Origin of the sequence: Limnohabitans sp. Jir72, assembly GCF_003063575.1 — a bacterium.
Taxonomy (GTDB): domain Bacteria; phylum Pseudomonadota; class Gammaproteobacteria; order Burkholderiales; family Burkholderiaceae_C; genus Limnohabitans_A.
In genome coordinates, this window is record NZ_NESC01000004.1 from 51,432 (window position 1) to 73,000 (window position 21,569).

Below are 21,569 nucleotides of genomic sequence, written 5' to 3' on the forward strand. Positions count from 1 at the left end.
AACCCGGAAAATACAGGCGTTGTCATCATGTGTAGACAACCCGAAATATAAGCGCATCTTAAATTACTGGAGAACCCTGTGAATCTTGCAAGCCTGTTGGAAACCTGGGGCGATGCCCATGTGTTGGCCACTGGGGGGGCGCTCATCGGCTTGGTATTTGGTTTTGCGGCACAACGCACACGATTTTGTGCGCGTGCAGCAGTGCTTGAATGCTGTGAAGGCAAGGCCGGCGAACGCTTGAGTGTCTGGCTTTTGGCCTTTGGCACTTGTCTTTTCACCGTGCAGGGGCTGGTTGCCATGGGATGGCTCAAACCATCCGTGACCCGGTTCATGGCCCAACCAGGAAGCATCTCGGGGGCCATTGTGGGTGGCTTGTGTTTTGGCGCCGGCATGATCCTGACGCGCGGCTGTGCGAGCCGCTTGCTGGTGTTGTCGGCCAATGGCAATTTGCGCGCTTTGCTGTCAGGGCTGATCTTTGCCGTGACAGTTCAGGCCACCATTGGCGGCTGGTTGGCCCCCCTGAAACTCAGTGTGACCCAACTGTGGCCTGTCGATGGTGGGCCATCGCGTGATTTGCTGCTGCTCGCGGGCATTGGCCACACCGGTGGGCTGATCATCTCAGCCGCTTTGCTGATCTTTGCTTGGGTATTTTTCATGCGCCACCATGCAGGTCGCTGGGCGCTGGGGCTGGGTGCCGCGTTGACGGGCACAAGCATCGCCATGGGCTGGGGCTTTACCCAAGCCATCGCATCTGCGTCTTTTGAGCCCGTGCCCGTGCAAAGCCTGAGCTTCAGCAGCCCGTCGGCCGAGTGGCTGATGCGCGTACTTTCCACAGCCAATGCAGGCAGCTGGGGATTTGACTCAGGGGTATTGCCCGGCACATTCCTGGGCTCCTTGATCGGTGCTTGGCTGGGCCGCGAGTTCAAATTCGAAGGTTTCAAAACTGAAAACAAATTAGGGCACTACCTCTCGGGTGCCATCCTGATGGGGTTTGGCGCGGTATTGGCCAGCGGCTGCACCGTGGGTGCCGGTATGACGGGCGGTGCCATCTTTGCGCTCACGGCTTGGCTCACACTCGTCAGCATCTGGCTCGGAGCGGGCTTGGCCTGGCGCCTGAGCAAAAGCATGGGCTGGGTCATCTGAGACCGTGCATTGACCTCGATCAAGCCTCTAACCATCACACGCCTTAGGATATACATCATTCAACAATGATGTAACTGGAGCGCGCCATGTCTATGGCTCAATGGCTGGAAGCCTATGGAAATGCTACTGTTCTGGCCACCGGTGGTGCCCTGATTGGTGGCTTGTTTGGGTTCTTTGCACAGCGTTCTCGCTTTTGTCTGCGAGCGGCCGTGATCGAGTTCTGGCATCGCCGCTTTGGCGACAAGCTCTCCGTGTGGTTATTGGCGTTTGCCTCTGCGGTGATCGCCGTGCAGCTCATGGTGCTGCTGGGTTGGCTGGACACCAACAGCGCCCGTCAGATTGCCGCCACCGGCAGCCTGTCTGGCGCACTCATTGGCGGCCTGACTTTTGGCGTGGGCATGGTCATGACGCGTGGCTGCGCCAGCCGTTTGCTGGTGCTGTCAGCCAACGGCAACTTGCGTGCACTCTTGTCGGGCTTGATCTTCGCGGTCGCCGCTCAATCGGCTTTGTCAGGGGCTTTGTCGCCCTTGCGCTTGGCCATCAGCAGCTGGTGGACGGTTGCAGGCGGTCCCTCTCGCGACCTGTTGGCCATGACAGGGCTGGGCCATGGCGCAGGTCTGGCCATGGGCGGCATCTGGCTGATCGCAGCGCTGTATTTTTCCTTGCGCAGCCCACAACGCGGTGTGTGGATGTGGGTCGGTGGGATTGGCTCCGGCCTCATGGTGGCTGCCGCTTGGGGCTTTAGCCAGTGGGTCGCACGCGAGTCGTTCGATCCGGTGCAAATCCAGGGTCTGACGTTCAGTGGCCCGTCTGCCGAGTGGTTAATGCGGGTGGTGCAATGGCCCACGCCCCCCATCGGCTTCGAGTTTGGACTGATGCCCGGCGTGTTCATCGGCTCGCTGATCGGTGCCCTGATCGGCAAGGACTGGAAACTCGAAGGCTTCAGCGACGGCTACAGCATGCGTCGCTACATTGGCGGTGCCATCTTGATGGGTTTTGGGGCCATGCTCGCAGGCGGCTGCGCGGTAGGTGCTGGCGTGACCGGCGGTGCCATCTTCGCGCTCACCTCGTGGCTCAGCCTGGTGGGCATGTGGCTGGGCGCAGGCCTGACAGACCGCTGGCTCGATGGCGGCACATCGGCCAGTGTCCAAGCCTCGCAGGCCATGCCCCTATCGGGATTGACCGCCCCCTGACCTGAGCCCGAGCGGGGATTTATTTCCCGCTCAGGTACTCCGCCACGGCAACCATTTCAAGCGGTGTCATCTTGCTGACGATGGCGTGCATCACGGCATTGTCATTGGTGCGCTCGCGCTTGTTGAACTGTTGCAACTGCGTGGCGATGTAGTCCGCATACTGGCCCGCCAGGCGCGGCAAGGCCGTGGTGCCTTTGGCTTCTGCGCCATGGCAGCTGGCACACGCGGCCAGACCACTGAATTTATTGCCGTTGTGATAAATGTATTTGCCCACAGCCGCCAGGCCGGGGTCTTTGGCAGATTCGACCGGCACGGTTTGTTTTTCAAAGTACTTGCCCAGCGCCACCATTTCATCGGGCGTCAACTTGGCCACCATGTCGGCCATGGCGGTGCTCTTGCGCTTGCCGGATTTGAAGTTTTCCAACTGCTTGGCCGTGTATTCCCAGTGCTGCCCCGCCAGACGAGGGAACACTTCGCTGGACGATTCACCTTCTGCACCATGGCAGACAAAGCAAACGCCACCAACAATTTTCTTGGCACGCGCCTCGTCAGCTTGCGCGTGCGCAGCCAAGCTGGCGGCCCCGCACAAGAGCATCAAGGCGATTTGGGCATGTGTTCGGATGTTCATGGCATTGAAAAATGAATGACAAAAAAAAGCCGCAGACTCTCGACTGCGGCCTGGATCAAGCGGCACATCAAGCCAAGGTGTCTGCCCAGATGTTGCGTGCCCAAGCCATTGCATAGCGGCCTTCGAGTTCGTTGGCGGCGCTGGAGACGCCACCCGAGCCAGGCACAGCCAGCATGGTTTTCTTGTCGGCGTCGTAGGCGTGCACGCTGGCCACGTGAACGACATCATCCGAACTGACAAAGCTGTAGCAGGTGTTGTTGTAGATCGGCATGGTGTTGACTTGCTGACCCGTCAGCAAAGCCACGACTGCGGCCGCACAGGTTTTGCCATGCTGGTTGGCCATGTGGCCCGACTTGGGCATGGCCGGTGCAATCTGGATCGCATCGCCCAACACGTGCACGTTCTTGCCCACTTTCGATTCGAAAGTCAGAAAGTCCACATCGCACCAGCGCTTGTTGGCCGTGGCCAAACCGGCATTGACGGCAATGTCGCCCGCACGCATGTTGGGGATCACGTTCAACACAGACGCCTTGAGGTCGTCGTTGAACTCGAACTTCAAAGTGTTGGTGGCCACGTCCACATCGGTCACGTTGTGCTTGTTGCGGTATTCGACGATGCCTTTGTAACGCTCTGTCCAGGCCTTCTTGAACAAAGGTCCTTTGGAGGTCACGTCGTCGTTGGCATCCAGAATCAGCACCTTGCTCTTGGGCTTGGCCTTGCTGAAGTAATCGGCCACCTGACATGCACGCTCATAGGGGCCGGGCGGGCAACGGTAAGGTGCCAGAGGAATCGACATGGCGAACACACCGCCATCGGGCATGGCTTCGAGCTGCTTGCGCAATGCCAAGGTTTGGGCACCCGCTTTCCAGGCGTGCAGCACTTTGTCTTGCGCACCAGGCTTGTTCATGCCGGGCAGGGTTTCCCACATGAAGTCCACGCCTGGCGAGACGATCAAGCGGTCATAGGTCAATTCGGCACCGCCAGCGAGCTTGACCACCCGCTTGTCGGCATCGATGCTGCTCACACGGTCCTGCACCATCTGCACGCCGTGGCGCTTGACCAGGTTGTCGTAGGGTGTCGTGATGTCGGCCATCGTCTTGCTGCCACCGATCACCAGGTTGGAGATGGGGCAAGAAATGAAGCTGGTGTTAGGCTCCACCAGCGTGACCTGGATACCGTAGTCCGACCACATGCGGATGTATTTGGCAGCTGTGGCACCTGCGTAGCCCCCGCCAATCACGACCACCTTGGGGCCTTTGCCACCCACGGTGGCGCAGCCAGACACCAGGCCCATGGCGCTCAACGCAGAGCCGGTTTGCAAAAAATGACGACGTTGCATGACGAGGCTCCTTATTTCTTTTGTGCGGCAAAGTAAGCGGCAATGGCCTGGATCTGGTCATCGCTGTAGCCCTTGGCCAGCTGATGCATGATCGTGGCGGGCTTGCGACCAGCCTTGAAATCCAGCATTTTCTTGACGATGTCGTCCTTGTTTACACCCGCCAAAGACTCCATGCCCGGCTGTGCTTGGCCATTGGTGCCGTGGCAATTGGCACAAGCTGCAGCCCAACTGCGCACCTGAGCGGCACTGGGGGACTGGGCATGCGCCCAGCCTGACAAGATCAACATACTGGCGGCGACAGTGGCCTTTGTAAATTTCATGAGAACTCCTCAGAAAAACGAGAACAAAACCCGATGCGATCAGGGACGCAGGTACACAAAACCTTCTTTAGCCTGCAGCTTGGCCACTTCGGCCACACCCGAAGGCACCACCTTGGCCTCCATCAACACCTTGTCGGCAGAAATTTGGCGTGACACCAGCGTGTTGTTACACACCCGGAACTCCACACCCTTGCTGACCAATTCACTGACACTGCCCGCAAAGGGCTGGCCCGTCTGATTGGTCGCACCGTCCAGCAAAAAATCAATGCCCAAGCCATGCGTCACCACCACGATCTTGACCGTCGGATCGGCCGTGAGGTGGTTGCGGATATTGCCAATGGCGCGAGACGCCTGAGGAAGGCCTTCGCTGAGGTGGTAAACGACCTTGATTTGAGCAAAGGTCAAGCTGCAAGCCAACAGGCCTGAAATCAAAAACAACAAGCGCTTCATCCGTATCTCCTGATGCATGGATATTAGCCGTTGATCGGTGTGCTCAACGCCCGTGAAAACCCGACTCACAAGCTGGCATCAGTTTTCAATTTCGGTCTGCTTGCAAACCGCCCGACAAATATTGACGATGTTGTTGTTCACGATGCGGTAGTAGATTTGAACGCCATCACGGCGCTTGTCGAGCACGCCTGCCAGATACAAAGTGTTCAAGTGCTGCGACATGTTGGGTTGCGTGGTGTCAATTTGCTCCAGCAACTCTCCTACATTTTTCTCGCCACTGCACAAGCAACTGATGATGCGCAAACGCATAGGGGCAGACATCACCCGAAAGACTTCTGCGGCTTTCTCGATTTGTTCGTCCGAAACCGCAATGGACTGCTCTTCTGTAGATTTTTTGGTCAACTTGACCATAGAAGTTCCCGCCTTATTTCAGAAATAAGTGTTGATTGTCACCCAAAACACTTTCAGAACGTCTGCTTGTTCCATTTGAGAAGACAGGGGAACGGCTTCCACAAAGGGTTAACCCCAGTCTAGCGATTGATCTACATCAAGACAAAACAACGCCCAGAAAGTGACCATTGAGCAATTCAAAACTTTTCTCATCATGACCATGAAACGCATCTCTGCTTGGCTCCTAGGACTCGGTTTTGCTGGCTTCGCCTTTGGCCAGGCCGCAGTCATTCCGGTTGGCACCGCCCTGAACATTTTTGACAACCAAAAGTCTGTCGTGGTGAAAACCGCCAAAGGCCCCATTGAGATCACGCGCGTGATGACGGCAGCCGCCAAAAATGGGGGCACCTTGCAACCCTTGGTGCCTGTGCCTGGCGTTCACCCTGTGGGTGAGATCGAAATTCTGGAAGCGCTGAGCGACCGCAATGCACTGGTGGTGGACATGCGCGACACCAACGACCGCGTCAAAGGGACCATCCCCGGATCGGTTGGCATTCCCTATACAGAAGTGGCATCCCGCCTGAACGAGTTGGGTTGCCAAAAAACAGGCTCCCAATGGAACTGCACCGCAGCCAAGAAAGTTTTTGCTTTTTGCAACGGTCCGGTGTGCCCACAAAGCCCTGCAGCCATCCGCGCCATGACACGCGATGGCTTTCCTACAGACAAGATTTATTACTACCGCGGCGGCATGCTCGACTGGGATGCTTTGGGTCTAACAATGGTCAAAGACGAGTTCTGAAGCCCTTTCCCACCCCCTGAAGTGCCCAAGGCATCAATCGATGCCTGCGCTCCAACGGTCGTCCCAGGTCTTTTCAATCTGGCGGCGATCGCGCTTGGTGGGGCGTCCCTGCTCGATGCTCAGCGCGGGCTCGCGAGACAGGCGGTTCATCTCGGCCTGTTTTTGCCGCTGCGCCAGGCTTTCGGCGGTTTCTTCGTAAAGCAGTTGGGCTACCGGCGCCGGGCCGCGCACGGCGCTGATGCCTTTGACCAGCACGGTGCGTTCCACCTGGCCTTGCCGCATGCGCACGGTGTCGCCTGGCTTGACCTCGCGTGAGGCCTTGGCATCCTGGCCATTGACCTGCACACGGTTCTTGCCGATTTCGTCACTGGCGATGCTGCGGGTCTTGAAGAACCGAGCCGCCCACAGCCACTTGTCAATGCGCAGCGAATCCATATCAGCTGCCGAACAAGGCCGTTTGCGGGCTCAAGCCATCGCGCACATGCGGGTAACGCAGCTTGAGCCGAAGCTCTTGCTTCATGCGGGTGTTGTCCAGCCTGCGCGATTCGTTCATGAAGCTCAGCAGCATCAAAGGCAAGGCGGTGTTGGCGTCGTGACGCGAAATGCGGGGTGGTTTGGGCAGGCCATACAAGCTGGCGGCCAAATCAAAGTAATCGCCCATCTTCAAGTCGGTGTCGTCGGTCACATTGACCACCCGCTGCGACTTGCCGCGCCACAGTGCCGCCGCGCAGGCGCGAGCCAGGTCGGTCGCGTGGATGTGGTTGGTGTACACGTCTTCTTTGGCCACCAGCACCGGTGTGCCTTTCAGCAAACGCTCTCGGGGCGTCCCACCCTGGCGGTCAGCTGCATAAATGCCGGGTATGCGCAACACGCTCACACGCACGCCACTGCGCCCCAAAAACCGCATGGCCGTCTCGGCATCCACACGGCGCTGGGCACGGGGGGTGTGGGGTTTCACGCCGCGCGTCTCGCGCACGCGCTCGCCTGCACAGTCGCCGTACACCCCTGTGGTCGAACCGTAAACCAGCGCTTGCGGGAGTGTGCGCAAACGCAGCACACGGCCCAAGGTTTGGGTGCGGGGGTCATGCTCCCAGTCGCCCAGGCGCTCACTGGGCGGCGGTGCCAGATGGATCACCCGGTGCGCAATGCCCGCCAAGCGACGGATGCTGGCGGCATCGTCCAGATCGCCCCGCAAAGGCGTGATGCCACAAGCGCGCAGCAAACGCACACGTTCGGGCGAAGAAGTCAGCGCCATCAGGCGCACGCGCTGGCTTTGCGGGGCACCCAACTGGCCCGCTGTGCGCAAGCCGACATCGCCGCAACCCACGATCAGGACACGCTGGCGACGAAAGCGGGCGGGCAAAGCGCCCAGAGGGGTCTGGTTTGAAGGCAAAATCAGGGGTTCCGGGTCAAAGACAACCCCTCAAGGATACCGAAAAGATGAGCTTCCAAATTTCCGTGCAGCCCAGCGGCCGCAGCTTCACCGCCGACGACAACGAAACCCTGCTGACGGCAGGCATCCGCCAGGGCATCGGCCTGCCCTATGGCTGCAAGGACGGCGCCTGCGGTTCCTGCAAGTGCAAAAAAATCTCGGGCACCGTGGTGCATGGCCCCCACCAGGCCAAAGCCCTGAGCGACGAGGAAGAAGCCCAAGGCCTGGTGCTGACCTGCTGTGCCACCGCCCAAAGCGACGTGGTGCTCGAATCCAAACAAGTGACGGCCGAAGGTGGCCTGCCCGTCAAGAAGATGCCGGTGCGTGTGGTGAGTCTCGAGAAAAAATCTCACGATGTGATCGTGCTGAAACTGCAACTGCCCGCCAACGACGTGATGAAGTTCCACGCCGGTCAGTACATCGAGTTCTTGCTGCGCGACGGCTCGCGCCGCAGCTACAGCATGGCCAATGCCCCCCACACCCTAGAGGTGGCGCCGCCCACGGTGGAGCTGCACATCCGCCACATGCCCGGCGGCAAGTTCACCGACCCGGTGTTCACCACCATGAAGGAAAAAGACATCCTGCGCGCCGAAGGCCCTTATGGCAGTTTTTACCTGCGCGAAGACAACGACAAGCCCATCGTGCTGCTGGCTTCGGGCACGGGCTTTGCACCCATCAAGGCGCTGATCGAGCACATGCAGCACCGCGGCATCACCCGCCCCGCCACGCTGTATTGGGGCGGTCGCCGTCCGGCCGACCTGTACATGGCCGACTGGGTCGAGGCCCGCCTGGCCGAGATGCCCAACCTGCGCTACGTGCCGGTGATCTCGAACGCCGAAGCCGAAGACCACTGGACCGGCCGCACCGGTTTTGTGCACCAGGCGGTGTTGCAAGACTTCCCGAATCTGTCGGGCCACCAAGTCTATGCCTGTGGCGCCCCCATCGTGGTGGACTCGGCCAAGCGCGACCATGTGAGCCAGGGCGGTCTGCCCGAAGAAGAGTTCTACGCGGACTCGTTCACGTCGGAAGCGGACAAAGCCAAAGCCTGATCGATTCGCAGGTCGGACTTTCAGGTCACACACTGTGGCCATGACCCACGCCAACGTTGGGGCTAAAGCCCACGACCTGCAAGCACCGCGATACAAAAGGACAGCTCATGCAACGCCGCCATTTTTGCCTGAGCGCCATCGCTTGCGGTGTCACAGTCCCAGCACTGGCGCAAGGCAAAACGATCCGTCTCATCGTGCCCTATGCGGCGAGTGGTCCGATCGATGTCACGGCGCGTGCGCTGGCCGAGCGGGTCAAAGACACGCTGGGCACGGTGATCATCGAAAACCGACCCGGCGCGGGCGGCAACTTGGGCGCTGATCTGGTGGCCAAGGCCGCACCCGATGGCCTGACCATCGGCATCGCCGCCACCGCCACACACGCGATCAACACTTGGCTGTTTGCCAAGATGCCTTACGACGCCAGCCGCGACTTTGCGCCCATCACGCAAATGGTGCGCGTGCCCAATGTGCTGGTGATGAACGCCGAGACGGCCCAGCGACTGAACATCCACAGCCTGGCCGATCTGGTGACTTATGCCAAGGCCAACCCTGGCAGGCTCAATTTTGGGTCTGGCGGCAACGGCAGCGCAGGTCACCTGGCAGGCGAAATGCTCAAACGCGCAGCGGGTATTTTTGCAGTGCACATTCCCTACAACGGCGGCAACCCGGCGCAACTGGCTTTGCTGTCGGGACAAGTCGATTTCAACTTCGACAACTTGGCCACCGCCGCCCCCAACATCAAGGCGGGCAAGCTCAAAGCCTTGGCCGTGACCACCGGCCAACGCAGCGGCGCTCTGCCCGAGATCGCCGCCATGAGCGAGACCCTCAAAGGCTTTGAGATCGACACCTGGTGGGGCCTGGTGGCCCCTGCGGCCACGCCCCGTGAGGTGGTGGAGCGTTTGAACAAAGCCTTCAGCGCCGCACTGCAAGCGCCAGAAACCAAATCACGCTTTGCGATGTTGATGGCCGAACCGGTGGGCAACTCGCCCGATCAGTTTGGTGCCTTCATGAAAAAAGAACTGGCGCGCTACGAAAGCGTGGTCAAGGCAAGCGGCGCTCGGGTGGATTGAAATATCGGGATATTGAAAATCCAGGACGGAGAAGATTCAATAAAAAACCCACTGCGTTTCCACAGTGGGTTGCTCGCTAAAGCTCATCAGGCGAGTTCTCGCCTGACACCATTAGAAGTTGTACCGAATACCAGCACCAATGGATTGCAAATCTTGGCCACTGCTGTTCGTTGTAGCAAAACCACCTGGGGTATAAACCGCAGCAGATTTGTTGGCAACCTTGGTCACCATAGCGTATACCTTGGTCTGCTTGTCGAGGTTGTAGTTGTATGCCAACGTGAATTGCGACGCAGCCGTATTGGCAACGCTTGCACGATTACCAGCTGAACCATAATTCACATGGAATTCGTTTTGACCCATGGTGTACATGGCCGACAGACGATACGCTGTACGGTCAAAGTTGGTGCCAGAAGACTTCTGAACATAACCGCCAAAGCCCAGTGGACCCATGCTGTAGTAAGCACGAGCAGTCACTTGGCTGGCAGACACTGCCGCTGGAGTTTTAGGGTTCTGTGCACTTTCATAACCCAGGGCCAATTGCAGTGGGCCCATGCCATAGTTGGCAGCCAGCGCAATGGGATTGACGGCAGTGGTGTCACTGGTACCTGTACCGGTGGCCTTCTTCAAACCGTACTGGGCTTCCAGTTTCAGATCGCCAATCTTGGGGCTGGCATAGCCAATGGCGTTTGACAAGCTGCCTGTGGCCAAGAAGTCGTACAAAGCATCCGACGATGTACCGGTGTCGTGGTTATGGTTGCTGACGTAGTCGGCGGTGGCGAAGTAAGCCACGGATGCGGGCATGCGGCCCAGCTTGACCTGACCAAAACCACCGTTCAAAGCCACAGAGGCTTCACGAGCAAACAATTTATCGGTTTTGGTCGAGCCACTGGTCAGGTTGGTGCCGGCTTCGAGCACAGCACCCACAGACATGCCATCGGCCAAATCACGGTTGGCGCGCACGCCTGCACGTGATGCGTTGTCAACCATCACCATGTCTGTTTGCGACCCCACTTTTTGCTGTTCCACGGACACGTTGGCACGGCCGTAGAAAGTAAAACCGGTTTCGGCCATGGCCGTACCCGACAGCAATGCAGTAGCCGCCATTGCACAAAGTGTTTTTTGATTGAGTTTCATTGATTTCTCCCTTGAATGAATGCGCCCCGATATGGAATTCGGGGTCGCTTGAAAACGGTGTGGCGATCGCCACACCTTCGTTGTGAATCGTCAGACCGGGCACGATGCCCCAGTCTTCAACGAACCACAGCGATTTGGTCGCGCTTGCCGGCCTTGTAGCTGTACAAGGTCAATGCGCCATTTTTGATGTCACCCTTTTCATCGAAGGTGATGTTGCCAGTGACGCCCTTGTAGCCATTGGTCTTGGCCAAGGCGGGCAGGTATTTCGCTGGATCGGCCGAATTGGCACGCACCATGGCATCCACCATCACGTTGACGGCGTCGTACACATAGGGTGCATAGACCTGCACGTCGGCATTGAAGCGCTTTTTGAAGCGGGCGGTGAAGTCTTCCATGCCCTTTTTCTGCTGGCCTTCGACGCCACCTGCTTCGGCGCAAACAACTTGGCCATCGGCCATGGCGTCGCCCGCCAACTTGGCCAGCTCGGAGGTGCAAATGCCATCACCACCCATGAACTTGGCATTGATGCCCAGCGACTTCATCTGGCGCAGCATCGGGCCAGCCACAGCGTCCATGCCACCGAAGAACACCACATCGGGTTTCTTGGCTTTCAGCGTGGTCAAAATCGCCATGAAATCGGTGGCTTTGTCGGTGGTGAACTCGTGACCCACCAAGGTGCCGCCAGCGGCCTTGACGGCTTTTTCAAACTCTTCGGCCACACCTTGGCCATAGGCTGTGCGGTCATCGATCACTGCAATGGATTTACCCTTAACTGTCTTGACCGCATAGCGGCCCAAGGTGCCGCCCAAGTGAACGTCATCGGCCACCACGCGGAAAGTGGTCTTGTAACCGTTGCGCGTGAATTTGGGGTTGGTTGCCGATGGGGAGATCTGAGGGATACCCGCTTCGCTGTAAATCTTGGAAGCCGGAATCGATGTGCCGGAATTCAGGTGCCCCACCACGCCATTGACTTTGGAGTCCACGAGTTTTTGTGCGGCAGCAGTCCCTTGCTTGGGGTCGCCTGCATCGTCTTCGGTCACCAGCTCCAGCTTGACCGCTTGGCCAGCGATCTTGACGCCCTTGGCATTGAGCTCTTCAATGGCCAAACGTGCGCCGTTTTCGTTGTCCTTGCCCAAGTGGGCGATGGCACCGCTGACCGGGCCGACGTGACCGATCTTGACCACTTGCTGCGCCATGGCTTGTGACGCACCCAAAGCAACGATCGCCCAACAGACTTTTTTCATTTTGATTTTCATGTCATCTCCCTGAGAGTTTGAGGTGAGCATCCCCGCTTGGAAAAACCAAGCACAGTACCCGGGCCAGGCACCCACCTTGGAAGCCCATTCAAATCACTCGCCCAGATATGCGGCCCTCACCTTGGGGTCCTGGAGCATGTCCTTGCCCACACCGGTCATGGTGATGAGGCCAGAGTCCATCACATAACCCCGGTCGGCAATGGCCAAGGCGCGGCTGGCGTTCTGCTCCACCAGCAGCACCGTGACGCCTTGGGCGTACACATCACGCACCACCTCGAAAATCTTGTCGACCATGATGGGCGACAAGCCCATGGACGGCTCGTCCAGCAGCAAGACTTTGGGGCGGCTCATCAGGGCACGGCCCATGGCCAGCATTTGCTGTTCGCCACCGGACATGGTGCCCGCCAGCTGGTCTTTGCGCTCGCGCAGGCGCGGAAAGATGGTGAACATCTTCTCGATGTCATCGGCAATGCCTGCGGCGTCCGAGCGGATGTACGCGCCCATTTGCAGGTTTTCGGTGATGGTCATGCGGGTGAACACGCCGCGGCCTTCCGGCACCATCGCCAAGCCTTGCTTAACCAAATCCCAAGGGCCTTGGCCCTTGATGCTTTTGCCCAGGTACTCGATGTCACCCACTTGCAAAGGCAAGGTGCCCGTGATGGCTTTCATGGTGGTGGTTTTGCCTGCACCGTTGGAGCCGATCAAGGACACCAGCTCACCCTCGCGCACTTCGAGGCTCACGCCCTTGACCGCCTGAATGCCACCGTAGCCGACTTGCAGGTCTTTGACTTTCAAAAGGATGTCGGCCATATCAGTGTCCTCCCGTGCCCAGATAGGCTTCAATCACTTTTTCGTTCTTCTGCACATCGGCAGGCGTGCCTTCGGCAATCTGCTTGCCGTAGTCGAGCACCGTCACGCGGTCACACAGGCCCATGACCAACTTCACATCGTGCTCGATCAGCAAGATGGTGCGGTTGTCCTTGCGGATGCGGTCAATCAGTTCGCGCAGTTGCACTTTTTCGGTGGCGTTCATGCCTGCAGCAGGCTCGTCCAGCGCAATCAGCTGCGGGTCGGTGGCCAGTGCGCGGGCGATTTCCAGGCGGCGTTGGTCGCCATACGACAGCGTGCGTGCTTTGAAATCGGCGTACTTGCCGATGCCAACGTAGTTGAGCAACTCTTGGGCACGCTCAGCAATGGCGGCCTCTTCGGCCTTGAAGCCGGGCGTGCGGAAGATGGCGCCGAGCAAACCCGAATGGGTGCGCACATGGCGGCCCACCATCACGTTTTCGAGGGCCGTCATCTCGGCGAACAAACGGATGTTCTGGAAGGTGCGGGCAATGCCCGCCTTGGCCACTTCATGCACCGCCGTGGGCTGATAGGGCTTGCCTGCCAGCTCAAAAGTGCCGCTGTCAGGCGTGTACAAGCCTGTGATGACGTTGAAAAACGTGGTCTTGCCTGCGCCGTTGGGGCCGATCAGGCCATAGACCTGACCGCGCTGGATGGTCATGCCCACATCGGTGAGCGCTTGCAAGCCGCCAAAACTTTTGGAAATGCCTGCAACTTGGAGAACAGTATCTTGTGTCATGTGCGGGTCTTTCATTTCGTCTTGAGCGCTTTGCCATGCTCGGGCGATGGCCACAGGCCACGCGGACGCATCAACATGATCACGATCATGGCCAGCGCCACCAGCAACTGGCGCAAGATGGATGCGTCCAGACGCCCGTCGGTGAGTGACTGCAAAGGCCCGGCCACATAGCGCAAGACCTCTGGCAAGGCCGACAACAAGACAGCACCCAAGATGACGCCTGGCAAGTGGCCAAGGCCACCCAGCACCACCATGGCCACGATCATCACCGACTCCATCAGGCTGAACGATTCGGGCGAGATGAAGCCCTGAAAGCCCGCGAACATGGCACCGGACACGCCACCAAAAGTGGCTCCCATGCCAAACGCCAAGAGCTTCAAGTTGCGGGTATTCAGGCCCATGGCTTTGGCCGCGATTTCGTCTTCGCGGATGGCCATCCAAGCACGGCCAATGCGCGAGAACTCCAGACGATGGGAAATCAAAATGGCCACCAACACCAGGCAGAGGAACAGGTAGTAATACAGCGACACCGAAGAAATTTCAAAGTCACCCACCATGAGCTTTTTGCCCAGATTGATGCCAAAGATCGAAATCGGGTCGATCTGGTCCAGACCTTTGGGCCCGTTGGTGATGTTGACCGGGTGGTCCAGGTTGTTCATGAACACCCGGATGATTTCACCAAAACCCAGCGTCACGATGGCCAGGTAGTCGCCGCGCAACTTGAGCGTGGGTGCGCCCAGCAACATGCCAAACAGCCCCGCCAATGCGGCTCCCACCGGCACAATCAACCAGATCGGCATGTGCATGCCCGCAGGGAACACGGCGGCGATCCATTCGAAGGTGTTGGTCAGGTGCGGCGAAGACAGCAGGCCGTACATGTAGGCCCCCACCGCGAAGAACGCGACGTAACCCAAGTCCAGCAAACCGGCGTAGCCGACCACGATGTTCAAACCCAGCGCCAGCAGGATGTAGAGCAAGGCCATGTCGGCGATGCGCACCCAGGCGTTGCCAAAGCCCTGCAAGATCAGAGGCAACACGATGAGCGCTACACCCAACAGGATGAATTGCAATGTTTTGTTGTTTTTCATGACAGCGGTCCCTTCGATCAAGCGCGATCGGCCACGCGTTCACCCATCAGGCCCGAGGGGCGCAGGGTCAACACAATGATGAGCACAATGAAGGCAAAGATGTCGGTGTAGTGGCTGCCCAGTACACCGCCGGTGAGTTGGCCGATGTAGCCCGAGCCAATGGCCTCGATCAGGCCCAGCAAGATGCCGCCCACGACCGCACCCGAGAGGTTGCCAATGCCACCGAAGACAGCGGCGGTGAAGGCCTTCAGGCCCGGCAAGAAGCCCATGGCGTGTTGCGCCGTGCCGTAGTTGGAGGCGTACATCACGCCCGCAATGGCCGCCAGGATGGCGCCGATCACAAAGGTGGCCGAAATCACCATGTCGGGCTTGACGCCCATCAGCCCCGCCACGCGGGGGTTCTCGGCCGTGGCCCGCATGGCGCGCCCCAGGCGCGTGTAATTGACCAACCACATGAGCACCGCCAAAGACACCGCCGTCACGCCCAAAATCATGATTTGGGTGGGGGTGATCACCGCACCGCCCACATTGATGGGGGTGCTGGACAGCAAAGTGGGATACGCCTTGTAGTTGGGCTTCCAGATGATCATGGCCAGGGTCTGCAACAAGATGCTCATGCCAATCGCCGTGATCAGCGGGGCCAGCTTGGGGCTGTTGCGCAGGGGGCGGTAAGCGACTTTTTCAATCGTGAAGTTCAGGGCCACCGCCACCACACAGGCGATCAGTGTGGCCAAGATCAGGATCAGCCAACCCGGTGCCCAGGGCATGGCTTCTTGCATCATGCCGATGGCGGACCAACTGGTCAGGGCCCCCACCATCAGCACTTCACCGTGCGCAAAATTGATCAGGTTGATGATGCCGTACACCATGGTGTAGCCCAAGGCCACCAGGGCGTACATGCTGCCCATGACCAGGCCGTTGATGACCTGCTGCAAAAAGACGTCCATTTTTTCTCTCCGAATGTTGACCCGATCTTGCCGGGTGCGCCGCGAATGGCTTTTGAATACCCCGATACACCTTTTGAGTGACTCGTAGTACATAGCAAAAACCCCGCCAATGGTGCTTTTGCGCTGGCGGGGTGAATGAATTGTAGAGAAGGACGGAGGCTGTCCGCCTTTGACCTGATCAGGAATTACCCTGTGGCCTGATTACGTTTTCGCAGTTCTTCCAGTTTGTCGGCGATTTTGATCTCCAGGCCCCGACGCACCGGCCGGTAAAAGCCCGGATCGGGCATGCCTTCGGGCAGGTAACGCTCGCCCGCAGCAAAGCCGTCGGCTTCGTCGTGGGCGTAGCGGTAGCCCTTGCCGTAGTCCAGCTGCTTCATGAGTTGGGTGGGCGCGTTGCGCAAATGCATGGGCACGGGGCGTGTGCCATCTTTCTTGACGAAGGCTTTGGCCTCGTTGTAAGCCTTGTAGGCGGCGTTCGATTTGGGGGCCATGGCCAGGTAAATCACGCACTGGGCCAAGGTCAACTCGCCCTCGGGGCTGCCCAGCCGCTCATACACCTCGGCCGCATCCAGCGCCATGCGCAAAGCACGCGGATCGGCCAGACCCACATCTTCGCTGGCCATGCGGATCAGACGACGCGCCATGTAACGCGGATCGGCACCACCGTCGAGCATGCGCACAAACCAATAGAGGGCAGCGTCCGGGTCCGAGCCGCGCACCGACTTGTGCAGCGCGCTGATGGTGTCGTAGAACTGCTCGCCGCCTTTGTCATAGCGGCGCATGCGCTCGCCCAGCACGCGCAGCAACCAGGCATCGGTGACCGGGTCGACTTTTTCGCGGGAGGCCGCCATCGACAAAGTTTCCAGCGTGTTGAGCAAACGGCGGGCATCGCCATCGGCATAGGCCAACAAACGGGCCAAGGCATCGGGCTCAATGGCTGGCACCGCGTTGATGCCCTGAGCCCGCAGCACGATGTTTTTCAGATCGTCTTCGGTCAAGGACTGCAATACATAGACCGCGGCCCGAGAGAGCAAGGCCGAGTTGACCTCGAACGACGGGTTCTCGGTCGTCGCGCCGATGAAGGTGAACAGCCCGCTTTCCACATGCGGCAAGAAAGCATCTTGCTGGCTCTTGTTGAAGCGGTGCACCTCGTCCACAAACATGATGGTGCGCTGCGGATGCAGACCTGTGCGTGCGGCCTCGGCTTTTTCAACGGCTTCACGGATGTCCTTGACGCCACCGAGCACCGCGCTGATGCTCAGGAACTGGGCATCAAAGGCATCGGCCATCAAACGCGCGATGGTGGTTTTGCCCACGCCCGGCGGACCCCACAAAATGCAGCTGTGCGGCTGGCCCGATTCAAATGCCAAGCGCAGTGCCATGCCCCCGCCCAGCAAATGCTGCTGTCCAATCACTTCGCCCAAATGGCGCGGACGCAAGCGCTCGGCCAGCGGGGCTTGGGGTGACAGGGGCACGGCCGTCATGGAAGGCTCAGGGGCGAATCACATCGGCACCGGCTGGTGCCTTGAACACAAAGATCGATGCTGGCAATGCCGGGTTGAGCTCAAAAGCCGTGAAGTTCAAAACCGAGCGTTGACCCAAGGCATCTTGCACATCCAAAACCGCCAGCTCAATGCCCTTGTCGGAGGCGCGCAAGCCCACCAACACAGACTGGATTTGGGTATCGGATGTTTTCGGTGTGGCTCGCACCCACTGCAATCCGTCACGATCAGCCTCGGCCTTGAATTGGAAGTCGATCTTCAAAGACTCCAGGTCACTGGCCGCAGTCAACAAGGCCACTGGTGTGGAGCCCAGCACCTGTGCCTGGTTGCGGGCCGTCACCTGGTTCAAGTCCACATCGTGCATCCACAGGGTCTGCCCGTCGGCCACCAGGGTCTGCACAAAAGGCTTGCGGTAGTCGAAGCGAGATTTGCCAGGCCTGTGGAACTCAAAGCTGCCGCTTGACGTTTTACTGCGCGCCGCCTGCCCTGCCTTGGGTGGCGAGGTGACCACTTGGGTGAACTGCGCACGGCCACTGCGTGTTTGCTTGATGAACTGGTTCAGTGCATCCAGCCCATCGGCATGTGCTGCACCTGACAGGCTCAAGGCGATCCCAAACAAAGCGCTCAGCGCATGACGACGTGAAATGGGCATGGTTGTTATTCGGCCCTTGCGGGCACCAAAATTTCGCGCTGACCGCTGCCGCTCATGGCGCTGACAAGACCGGCTTTTTCCATGTCTTCCACCAATCGGGCGGCGCGGTTGTAGCCGATCTTCAGGTGGCGCTGCACCAAGGAGATGCTGGCCTTGCGGTTCTTGAGCACCACTTCGACCGCCTGGTCGTACATCGGGTCCTTTTCGGCGTTGTCGCCTTCGCCCAACATGCCGCCGTCGTCGTCCACGGTGCCGCCTTCGAGCACGCCTTCGATGTAGTCGGGATCACCCTGGCTTTTCAGATAGCTGACCACGCGGTGCACTTCTTCGTCGCTGACAAAGGCACCGTGCACGCGGATCGGAAAACCGGTGCCCGAAGGCATGTACAGCATGTCACCCATGCCCAGCAGGGCTTCGGCGCCCATTTGGTCGAGGATGGTGCGGCTGTCGATCTTGCTGGACACTTGGAAAGCAATGCGGGTCGGGATGTTGGCCTTGATCAGACCGGTGATCACGTCCACGCTGGGGCGCTGGGTGGCCAAGATCAAATGGATGCCGGCAGCGCGGGCTTTTTGGGCCAGTCGAGCAATCAGCTCTTCGATTTTCTTGCCCACCACCATCATCAAGTCGGCCAACTCGTCGATCACCACCACGATGTGCGGCAAACGCTTGAGCGGCTCTGGATCGTCCGGGGTCAGGCTGAAGGTGTTGTAGATGAACTCTTCACGTGCCGTGGCGTCGTCGATCTTCTGGTTGTAGCCCGCCAGGTTGCGCACACCCATCTTGCTCATGAGCTTGTAGCGCTTTTCCATCTCGGCCACACACCAGTTCAGGCCGTGCGCGGCCTGGCGCATGTCAGTGACCACCGGGGCCAGCAGGTGCGGAATGCCTTCGTAGACCGACATCTCCAGCATCTTGGGGTCGATCATCAAGAGGCGCACGTCGCGCGCCTCGGCTTTGTAGAGCAGCGACAAAATCATGGCGTTGATACCCACCGACTTGCCCGAACCGGTGGTACCGGCCACCAGCACGTGCGGCATCTTGGCCAGGTCGGCCACCACCGGGTTGCCAACAATGTCCTTGCCCAGACCCATGGTCAGCATGGACTTGGCCTCGTGGTAAATCTGCGAGCCCAGAATTTCACTGAGTTTGATCGACTGGCGCTTGGCGTTCGGCAACTCGAGCGCCATGAAATTTTTGCCGGGGATGGTTTCGATCACACGGATCGACACCAGACTCAGCGAACGTGCCAGATCCTTGGCCAAATTGACGATCTGCGAGCCTTTAACGCCGGTGTCTGGTTCGATCTCGTAACGCGTGATCACGGGCCCGGGAGCCGCTGCCACCACCCGCACCTTGACGCCAAAGTCCGAGAGCTTTTTCTCGATGAGTCGGCTGGTCATCTCCAAGGTCTCAGGCGACACCGTTTCCTGACGCGCCGTCAGGGCATCGAGCAAGTCCACCTGAGGCAGTTTGCTGTCGGGCAATTCGTTGAACAGCGGTTTTTGGCGTTCCTTGACCACTCGTTCGCTGCGTGGCACATCCATGACCGCAGGTTCAATCACCATGGACTTCGGTTGGGGATCCAGAACTGATCTCGGCCCCAAACCAAGCGAGACCTCTGGCAAACCCAGACCAGCGTGCTTTATATCCCATTGCGGCTCAATCGCTTGCAGCGAAGACCCCTGCTCACGCTCTCGCAAGGCTTGCTGACCCAACGCAATGTCTTCTTCGATTTCCCTCTTGGCGTGCCGCATCTGGATCAGGCGATCAATGCGCGCACCAATGTTTTCCGCCAATTGGCCCCATGAAAAACGAAACACCATGGCCACGCCCACAACACCCATCATCAAACCGACCAAGGCTGAGCCGGTAAAACCCAACCAATGAACACCTAAATGCCCTAACACATACCCCAGAATGCCGCCGCTGTGGTCTGGCAAATGGGATTCCCAACGGTAGAGTCTTGTCCACTCAAGACTGGTGCTGGCCACCAGCAGCAAGAATAAACCCAACCAAAACACCCAAGCGCCACGTTGCAGCAATGACTGCGGATTTCGATCTACGGGCTCTGTGCCTGCCAACCAGCGGGCCAAACCCGACAACCAGGCACGCAAGCCTGCAGCAAAGCACCACCAAGCTGAATAACCGAATACAAAAAAAGACAAGTCTGCAAATGAGGCACCTGCACGGCCTAACCAGTTTCGGGCAGCACCTGGTGTCCCTGAAGTTGACCAAGCCACATCTTCTGGGTGGTAACTGGCCAATGCCAAAAAACACAAAAGCAACAAGCCAATACCCAAGACGAGGCCGATCTCTTGGGCAAAACGCACCCAAAAATTTTGCGGTTTGCCATCAACTTCTGTAGAAGACGGCGAATGGGTCAGAGTGTGCAAGGAATAAGTCATAACTGAGGTCACAAGCTTACCCGATCAGGGCACGGATTCCCTTGCCAACCCTTGCCTTTGCAGGCTTCTTACAATAGTGCAGTACACGATGCACGGCATCCCCCCTTCCCATCACCGGATTTGCAGACCATGTCCACCCCCACCCAACACGCCCAAGTCCTGATCCTCGGCTCCGGCCCAGCCGGTTACACCGCAGCCGTATACGCCGCCCGCGCCAACCTCAAGCCCCTCCTGATCACCGGCATGGCCCAAGGTGGCCAACTGATGACCACCACCGAAGTGGACAACTGGCCAGCCGACGTGAACGGCGTGCAAGGCCCCGAGTTGATGCAGCGCTTTTTGGAACACGCCGAGCGCTTCAACACGCAAATCGTGTTTGACCACATCCACACGGTCAAGCTCGACCAACGCCCCTTCACACTGATTGGTGACAGCGCCACCTACACCTGCGACAGCCTGATCATCGCCACCGGCGCTTCGGCAAAATACCTGGGCCTGCCTTCTGAAACCGCCTTCATGGGCCGCGGCGTGAGCGGCTGCGCCACCTGCGATGGTTTCTTCTACCGCGAACAGCTGTGCTGCGTGGTGGGCGGTGGGAACACGGCCGTCGAGGAAGCCCTTTACCTGTCCAACATCGCCAGCAAGGTCTATCTGATCCACCGCCGCGACAAATTCAAGGCCGAGCCCATCTTGGTGGACAAGCTGATGGACAAAGTGGCTGCGGGCAAGATCGTGCTCAAAACATTTCAGACCCTGGAAGAAGTATTGGGCGACGGCACCGGCGTGACCGGCGTGCGATTGAAAAGCACTGTGGACGGCAGCCTGGAAGACGTCGAACTCAAAGGCTGCTTCATCGCCATTGGCCACTCACCCAACACCGACATCTTCCAGGGTCAGCTGGAACTGGAAAACGGCTACATCGTGACCCAAGGCGGCCTGAAGGGTTTTGCCACTCAGACATCGGTACCGGGCGTGTTCGCCGCAGGCGACGTGCAAGACCATGTGTACCGCCAGGCCATCACCAGCGCAGGCACAGGCTGCATGGCCGCCCTGGATGCCCAACGCTTTCTGGAACAAAACCAAGCTTGATTTCTGGTTATAATTCAAGGCTTTGCTGGATCTGCCCCGACTTTTCGCCGGGGATCACAGGGCCAGCGATCTGGGATACCGCCACCCATCTTGGC

The 21,569-nt window shown here is 58.9% G+C and carries 22 protein-coding genes; 6 read left to right on the plus strand and 16 right to left on the minus strand.

Going from position 1 to position 21,569, the window contains the following annotated elements:
* The first annotated feature begins 78 nt into the window (after positions 1 to 78).
* Positions 79 to 1,143, plus strand: coding sequence for a YeeE/YedE family protein (locus B9Z52_RS06625; RefSeq protein WP_233251849.1), 1,065 nt, complete (start codon positions 79 to 81; stop codon positions 1,141 to 1,143).
* Between the two features lie 86 nt (positions 1,144 to 1,229).
* Positions 1,230 to 2,336: a YeeE/YedE family protein gene (locus tag B9Z52_RS06630; protein ID WP_233251850.1), complete on the plus strand. Its 1,107-nt coding sequence runs from the start codon at positions 1,230 to 1,232 to the stop codon at positions 2,334 to 2,336.
* A gap of 19 nt (positions 2,337 to 2,355) precedes the next feature.
* Here B9Z52_RS06630 and B9Z52_RS06635 read toward each other — a convergent pair whose 3' ends face one another.
* The 5 genes from B9Z52_RS06635 to B9Z52_RS06655 form a co-directional block, all read right to left on the minus strand.
* Positions 2,356 to 2,964, minus strand: a complete 609-nt coding sequence (locus tag B9Z52_RS06635; protein ID WP_233251851.1) for a c-type cytochrome — start codon at positions 2,962 to 2,964, stop codon at positions 2,356 to 2,358.
* 67 nt (positions 2,965 to 3,031) lie between these two features.
* Entirely contained in the window at positions 3,032 to 4,303 is a 1,272-nt protein-coding gene (locus tag B9Z52_RS06640; protein ID WP_108413067.1) for an NAD(P)/FAD-dependent oxidoreductase, read from the minus strand.
* Between the two features lie 11 nt (positions 4,304 to 4,314).
* Positions 4,315 to 4,623 (minus strand): c-type cytochrome, encoded by a 309-nt coding sequence (locus B9Z52_RS06645; RefSeq protein ID WP_108413068.1) that lies wholly within the window; start codon positions 4,621 to 4,623, stop codon positions 4,315 to 4,317.
* Between the two features lie 39 nt (positions 4,624 to 4,662).
* Positions 4,663 to 5,073 carry a DsrE family protein gene (locus B9Z52_RS06650; RefSeq protein ID WP_108413069.1) on the minus strand — a complete coding sequence of 137 codons (411 nt, stop codon included), beginning with the start codon at positions 5,071 to 5,073 and terminating at the stop codon, positions 4,663 to 4,665.
* 78 nt (positions 5,074 to 5,151) lie between these two features.
* Entirely contained in the window at positions 5,152 to 5,484 is a 333-nt protein-coding gene (locus B9Z52_RS06655; protein WP_108413070.1) for a helix-turn-helix transcriptional regulator, read from the minus strand.
* A 199-nt stretch (positions 5,485 to 5,683) separates the two neighbouring features.
* Between B9Z52_RS06655 and B9Z52_RS06660 the strand changes: the two genes are divergently transcribed.
* Positions 5,684 to 6,262, plus strand: coding sequence for a rhodanese-like domain-containing protein (locus tag B9Z52_RS06660; RefSeq protein WP_108413294.1), 579 nt, complete (start codon positions 5,684 to 5,686; stop codon positions 6,260 to 6,262).
* A gap of 33 nt (positions 6,263 to 6,295) precedes the next feature.
* Here B9Z52_RS06660 and B9Z52_RS06665 read toward each other — a convergent pair whose 3' ends face one another.
* Both B9Z52_RS06665 and B9Z52_RS06670 read right to left on the minus strand, forming a co-directional pair.
* A complete protein-coding gene (locus tag B9Z52_RS06665) occupies positions 6,296 to 6,697 on the minus strand; it encodes an RNA-binding S4 domain-containing protein (protein ID WP_108413071.1) in 402 nt (133 codons plus the stop codon).
* A gap of 1 nt (position 6,698) precedes the next feature.
* Positions 6,699 to 7,655, minus strand: coding sequence for an SDR family oxidoreductase (locus B9Z52_RS06670; protein ID WP_108413072.1), 957 nt, complete (start codon positions 7,653 to 7,655; stop codon positions 6,699 to 6,701).
* Positions 7,656 to 7,702: 47 nt separating this feature from the next.
* On the opposite strand from B9Z52_RS06670, the gene B9Z52_RS06675 reads away from it, so the two are divergent.
* Together B9Z52_RS06675 and B9Z52_RS06680 are read left to right on the plus strand one after the other, a co-directional pair.
* Complete coding sequence (locus tag B9Z52_RS06675; protein WP_108413073.1) at positions 7,703 to 8,743, plus strand: CDP-6-deoxy-delta-3,4-glucoseen reductase; 1,041 nt, start codon at positions 7,703 to 7,705, stop codon at positions 8,741 to 8,743.
* Positions 8,744 to 8,850: 107 nt separating this feature from the next.
* Entirely contained in the window at positions 8,851 to 9,813 is a 963-nt protein-coding gene (locus B9Z52_RS06680; RefSeq protein ID WP_108413074.1) for a tripartite tricarboxylate transporter substrate binding protein, read from the plus strand.
* A gap of 111 nt (positions 9,814 to 9,924) precedes the next feature.
* Here B9Z52_RS06680 and B9Z52_RS06685 read toward each other — a convergent pair whose 3' ends face one another.
* The 9 genes from B9Z52_RS06685 to B9Z52_RS06725 all read right to left on the minus strand — a co-directional run bounded on the left by B9Z52_RS06685 (position 9,925) and on the right by B9Z52_RS06725 (position 20,385).
* The gene (locus B9Z52_RS06685) at positions 9,925 to 10,947 is read right to left on the minus strand and encodes a porin (protein ID WP_233251852.1); all 1,023 of its coding nucleotides are present in this window, start codon (positions 10,945 to 10,947) and stop codon (positions 9,925 to 9,927) included.
* A 116-nt stretch (positions 10,948 to 11,063) separates the two neighbouring features.
* Entirely contained in the window at positions 11,064 to 12,191 is a 1,128-nt protein-coding gene (locus tag B9Z52_RS06690; RefSeq protein ID WP_233251876.1) for a branched-chain amino acid ABC transporter substrate-binding protein, read from the minus strand.
* A 105-nt stretch (positions 12,192 to 12,296) separates the two neighbouring features.
* Positions 12,297 to 13,013: an ABC transporter ATP-binding protein gene (locus B9Z52_RS06695; protein WP_108413077.1), complete on the minus strand. Its 717-nt coding sequence runs from the start codon at positions 13,011 to 13,013 to the stop codon at positions 12,297 to 12,299.
* Between the two features lies 1 nt (position 13,014).
* Entirely contained in the window at positions 13,015 to 13,788 is a 774-nt protein-coding gene (locus tag B9Z52_RS06700) for an ABC transporter ATP-binding protein (RefSeq protein WP_108413295.1), read from the minus strand.
* 11 nt (positions 13,789 to 13,799) lie between these two features.
* The gene (locus B9Z52_RS06705) at positions 13,800 to 14,876 is read right to left on the minus strand and encodes a branched-chain amino acid ABC transporter permease (RefSeq protein ID WP_108413078.1); all 1,077 of its coding nucleotides are present in this window, start codon (positions 14,874 to 14,876) and stop codon (positions 13,800 to 13,802) included.
* 17 nt (positions 14,877 to 14,893) lie between these two features.
* Positions 14,894 to 15,823, minus strand: coding sequence for a branched-chain amino acid ABC transporter permease (locus tag B9Z52_RS06710; protein ID WP_108413079.1), 930 nt, complete (start codon positions 15,821 to 15,823; stop codon positions 14,894 to 14,896).
* Positions 15,824 to 16,008: 185 nt separating this feature from the next.
* Positions 16,009 to 17,307, minus strand: a complete 1,299-nt coding sequence (locus tag B9Z52_RS06715; RefSeq protein ID WP_108413080.1) for a replication-associated recombination protein A — start codon at positions 17,305 to 17,307, stop codon at positions 16,009 to 16,011.
* A gap of 7 nt (positions 17,308 to 17,314) precedes the next feature.
* On the minus strand, positions 17,315 to 17,977 hold the full coding sequence (gene lolA / locus B9Z52_RS06720) for an outer membrane lipoprotein chaperone LolA (protein ID WP_108413081.1): 663 nt from the start codon (positions 17,975 to 17,977) through the stop codon (positions 17,315 to 17,317).
* 5 nt (positions 17,978 to 17,982) lie between these two features.
* On the minus strand, positions 17,983 to 20,385 hold the full coding sequence (locus B9Z52_RS06725) for a DNA translocase FtsK (RefSeq protein WP_108413082.1): 2,403 nt from the start codon (positions 20,383 to 20,385) through the stop codon (positions 17,983 to 17,985).
* 129 nt (positions 20,386 to 20,514) lie between these two features.
* Here B9Z52_RS06725 and trxB point away from each other — a divergent pair, with 129 nt between their 5' ends.
* Complete coding sequence (gene trxB / locus B9Z52_RS06730; RefSeq protein ID WP_108413083.1) at positions 20,515 to 21,474, plus strand: thioredoxin-disulfide reductase; 960 nt, start codon at positions 20,515 to 20,517, stop codon at positions 21,472 to 21,474.
* The last annotated feature ends 95 nt before the right edge of the window (positions 21,475 to 21,569 follow it).